The organism is Pantoea sp. JK (assembly GCF_026130245.1).
GTDB classification, from domain to species: Bacteria; Pseudomonadota; Gammaproteobacteria; order Enterobacterales; family Enterobacteriaceae; genus Pantoea; species Pantoea trifolii.
In genome coordinates this window covers 1-4,478 of record NZ_JAINFN010000021.1, presented here as the reverse complement: position 1 = coordinate 4,478, position 4,478 = coordinate 1, and the positions used below count along the sequence as shown (strand labels likewise).

Genomic DNA, 4,478 nt, shown 5'->3' with positions numbered 1-4,478 from the left:
ATTACTCACGATAAGATCTCAATTGACACCGTTGCTCTACGTCTTGGCTATGCCTCGCAGGCAGCGTTTAGCAGAGCGTTCAAGCGCATCAATGGCTATCCGCCGGGCGCTATGCGTCAGCGAACAGCGAGAGGCGTTATTAAAGATCCTGAGCTAATCAGCCGATAAGTCCGGATCAGCTCTTGTGGCCCGAAGATGCCGCATAACAGGCTCCAGCGGTGCCGCGATAGAAAGCCTGACGTTCTCATTATCAGGCATTTTTTAGCACCTAATGGGTTTAGAAGCAGAAATAAATGTGTTCAGCATCATCAGCAAACAACGGAATCACCAGCATGCATATCGCGTTCAAACCTACATTTTCTGCCGTTTGGTCCACGGATGCACAGGGCATTTGCATTACCAGCCAGGAAAGCCCTGAAGGTCTGATGCCATTACTTAAAGGCATAACGCTTTGTGAGTGGCTTAGCCTCGCGCTGGTAGAGGAAGATGCAAAAATCGCATTGCAGTTGACAGCGGCATTAGAGTTTAGGACGCCTTTTAATATAGAAGTGCCGATCAAATGTCTGGATGGAAAGTTGCGCCATGTGATTGTTTCAGGTCTGCCGGCATGCCAATCAAATGATTCTCATGCACAGTTTAGTGGCTTCGTTTTAGATGTTACCGGACAGCGCAAAGCACTTCAGGACGCGCTGCGTACGGCGACAGAATATCGTCTGTTGATAGAAAACAGTACTGATCTGATCGCCCACTGCGATGCGGAAGGCCGGTACGTGTCGATCTCTCCTTCTTATAGCGAAATGATAGGCTGGTCATCCGATGAAATAGTTGGCCAACTGGTGGTGGACTTCCTGCATCCTGAAGATAGAACACCTGCTGAGGTCGTTCTGGCAAATATCTTCAACGGTGCTGAGTTACCAGACGTCGTTGAGGTGCGCAAGCGGCATCGTAACGGCCACTACATTACACTTGGTACTAAGGCCTGCGGCGTTAGCGATCCCTCTACAGGTAAAAATATCGGGGCAGTGCTGGTTTCGCGCGATATCACCCGAGATAAAGAAAAGATGATGATGCTTGAGCGGCTCGCTACCCGCGACACGTTAACCGGACTGCCAAACCGAGCCTGGATCAACGACAAAGTGCAATCCATGCTGACGCACGTAGAAGATCCTTCGTATACGACTGTACTGTTTATCGATCTAAATGGATTCAAAGCCGTTAACGATTCGATGGGGCACGCAATGGGTGATATGTTGCTGCAGCAGGTAAGCGAACGGCTACAAAGTTGCATGCGCCAAGGCGACTCGTTAGCACGCCAGGGAGGAGACGAGTTTGTCGTGGCAGCAAAGTGCAGTAGTCATGATGCTGCAGCCGGTATTGCACTGCGCCTCATAGACGGCCTGAAAGCTCCTTTTTCTATTAGTGGCGTGGAAGTAAAGATCGGAGCATCGATTGGTATCAGCCTTGCGCGTTTCGGGACGAAAACGGCCAAAACGTTATTCGACAATGCCGATAAAGCGATGTATCAGGCTAAAGCACGACGTGATGGGTCATATCAATTTTTCCGACCTGATACGCTGCCGTTGTAAGAAATTTGCCAGAAGAGGCCATGGCGAACATCGTTGACACCGTTTGGGCATAAAAGGCCCGACTTCCAGTATGATTTTGACTTCTACTGGCATTACAGGTAGCAGTGATGCCCTTTTTAAGCCAATCAGAGAAAGAATAAGAGCGCAATTTAAGGGAAATTGTTCTTATTTTACACCTGTTTTTAAGACGTTCTTCGTTTCTAAAATAATGTAACTAAAAAAAGAGAAAATTTCCCCCCCCCCCAAAATATTAATTTAAATTTAGTGATGGGTGAATTTAATTTAAATTAATGCTTTGAAAAGGCTTAATTTAACTTAAGTTATTCGTGGTAACTAAAGTGGTTCTTATAATTTCCGGGCGTGATAAATTTGAGTGAAGCCCTTATTAATTTGCCGCGCAGGCAGGGTTAATTTCACTGTCTATAATTTCTGTTCTTCTGCAAATCATCTTGAACTTTTAGAGAATTATAAATGAAAATATCTACACGCCTGGCTGCGGGTTTCAGTCTGCTCATTATTCTTTTCGTATTGTGCACGGGGATTGCTCTGAACGCATTATGGCAGGCGCGGGATGGGATGGAAGATACGGTTAATAACAAGATGAAGCGCTTTACGCTGGTTCAGGATATGCGAGGAATTGCTCGAGATATGGCTATTGCTGTTCGCAACCTGGCGTTACTGAGCGATCCCGTAGAAATGCAGCCTGAATGGCAAAGATTAATCTCGCAGCAGAAAAATTATATTGATAAGCGTCGTGAGCTGGTGGAAAGCATGACGATCAATGTTTCATCTCAAGGGAAGGAGGCTCTTGATAAGGTCGTTTCCTCAGAGAGCGCCGCGATGGAGACCTTAATGATCGCAGGGAAGATGGGACTCGATAACCGTCAGCAGGAAGCAACGGTTTACCTCTTGAAAACTGCACGACCGGCGCAGCAGGCATTAATGGGAGCGCTGGATGCGCTGACGAATATCGAAATGACACTCAGCAAGGAGACAATGGCTGAGAATAGTGCATCCACGACACGCACAGCGTTTATTTTATTAATAATGGCGGCATTCTCGGTGATTATTTCTGGGGTGACCGGTTATTTCATCGTACGCGTACTGATGCGTCAGCTAGGCGGCGAGCCCGCCCAGGCACAAGAACTTGCGGCAGCCATCGCCGCGGGGAATCTGACAACCTCAATAACCTTGCGCCGTAACGATAAGCACAGCCTACTGGCATCGTTAGATCGTATGCAGGAGAGTCTACGTGGGCTGGTATCACAAATTAAAGACTCGGCTGGATCTGTTGCTTTAGCCGCAGATGAGATATCGAAAGGCAACACAGAACTTTCATCACGTACTGAACAGCAGGCCGCTGCGCTTCAGGAAACGGCCGCAAGTATGGAGCAACTTACGGCAACGGTGAAAAGTAACACTGCAGGTGCGCAACAGACGGCACAAGTTGCACGTGGGACAGCAGATCTGGCGCGAGCAGGCGAGGCAGATGTGCAGAAAATGTCGGATACGATGAACGAGATTTCTCTAAGCGCGACAAAAGTGAGGGATATTACTTCAGTCATTGAAAGCATTGCCTTCCAGACCAATATTCTTGCACTCAATGCCGCCGTTGAAGCTGCTCGCGCCGGTGAGGAAGGAAGGGGATTTGCCGTGGTTGCCGGTGAAGTCAGAACGCTAGCACAACGAAGTGCGACTGCTGCGCGGGATATAAAACACCTTATTGAGCAGGCCGTAGGGCAGGTGGAAAGTGGAGTGAATGTGGCGACAGGAACCGGCCAGAGCATCATGAAAATCGTCAGCATGGTAGGTGAGCTCGCGGATGCGATGGACGAGATATCTCTGGCTTCTTCCGAACAAATGCAGGGGATTTCGCAGGTCAGCATTGCCGTTAGTCAAATGGACGGCGTAACACAGAACAATGCTGCATTGGTTGAAGAATCCTCCTCTGCGTCACAAGAGCTTTCTGCTCAGGCGCATGCTTTACGTGGCATGGTTGAAGCATTCCAGGTGTAATAAATCTCATTTACGTTGGGGCCCTAGTCTGGGCCCCGCATTATTTTATCTTTTGCCTACGACTCCGTGAGAATCAGCCTCAGGCATGCTTATTCTGTGGCTCTACCCGTTAGCCTATAGCTAAGTCGCTAACCAAATCCGATTACCGCAAAGTGGATAACACCTCCATTACAACCCATATTCCCCACGCAGCAGCCCAAACAGCCAATCGTTATGCCACGCATTTCTCAGCCAGTAACTTTCCCGCAGCTCACCTTCTAATACAAAACCAACTTTTTCCAGCAGTCGACGAGAGGGCGTATTGCCTGCGGTGACAGTGGCACTCAAACGTCGAATGCCGCCTTCGCCGAACGCATAGTCACAAATGGCGCGAAGCGATTCGTGTGCATAGCCTTTGCCTTGCGCTTCTGGTGCGAACAGAAAGCCAACTTCGGCACAGTCGCTATCGCGATGAATATAGCCGTTAACACCGATGCAATTGCCCGATTGTTTCTCCCGCACCACCAGACACAACCAATGCGCGCTGCGTGGCGACCAGAGCGGCAATCTTGCTGTGAAGTCGGCGTGAATTTTTTCTTCAGATTTTGCATCGGCAATGTAATGCATGACCTGTGGCGAGAGCTGGAGCTGACGAAAGAAATCCCTGTCGTCTTCGGTGATCTGCGAGCAGGTGAGTCTAAGGGTTTCGAGATGCAGCTTAGTGGTCAAATTTCACCTTCGTTTATCGGATGCGAAAGTGAATTAAGTTAAACCAGGTCGCCATAAATGGCGTAATGCTCGTCAGTTAAGACTTAATCATGCCGGAACGCATAGCGTTTCGGCTTCTTTTTCACCGCTCGCGGATAATGTCTCGTCCGCCGGGTTGGCAGCACGAAG

At 48.9% G+C, this 4,478-nt stretch carries 4 protein-coding genes; 3 read left to right on the top strand and 1 reads right to left on the bottom strand.

The genetic code is table 11. The features are described from left to right. The 3 genes from PanJK_RS23945 to PanJK_RS23935 form a co-directional block, all read left to right on the top strand. Positions 1–168 (top strand): helix-turn-helix domain-containing protein (locus tag PanJK_RS23945; protein WP_265303507.1); only part of this gene is annotated, 168 nt, incomplete at its 5' end. Positions 169–332: 164 nt separating this feature from the next. Next, positions 333–1,586: a sensor domain-containing diguanylate cyclase gene (locus tag PanJK_RS23940; RefSeq protein ID WP_265303505.1), complete on the top strand. Its 1,254-nt coding sequence runs from the start codon at positions 333–335 to the stop codon at positions 1,584–1,586. 471 nt (positions 1,587–2,057) lie between these two features. After that, a complete protein-coding gene (locus PanJK_RS23935; protein ID WP_265303504.1) occupies positions 2,058–3,602 on the top strand; it encodes a methyl-accepting chemotaxis protein in 1,545 nt (514 codons plus the stop codon). Positions 3,603–3,770: 168 nt separating this feature from the next. On the opposite strand, the gene PanJK_RS23930 is transcribed toward PanJK_RS23935, so the two are convergent. Then, on the bottom strand, positions 3,771–4,310 hold the full coding sequence (locus tag PanJK_RS23930; RefSeq protein ID WP_265303503.1) for a GNAT family N-acetyltransferase: 540 nt from the start codon (positions 4,308–4,310) through the stop codon (positions 3,771–3,773). Positions 4,311–4,478 lie beyond the last annotated feature (168 nt).

Bases quoted from the DNA above. Each gene is read 5' to 3' on its own strand.
- PanJK_RS23935 (WP_265303504.1), top strand. From the start codon at position 2,058: ATGAAAATATCTACACGCCTGGCTGCGGGTTTCAGTCTGCTCATTATT.
- PanJK_RS23940 (WP_265303505.1), top strand. From the start codon at position 333: ATGCATATCGCGTTCAAACCTACATTTTCTGCCGTTTGGTCCACGGAT.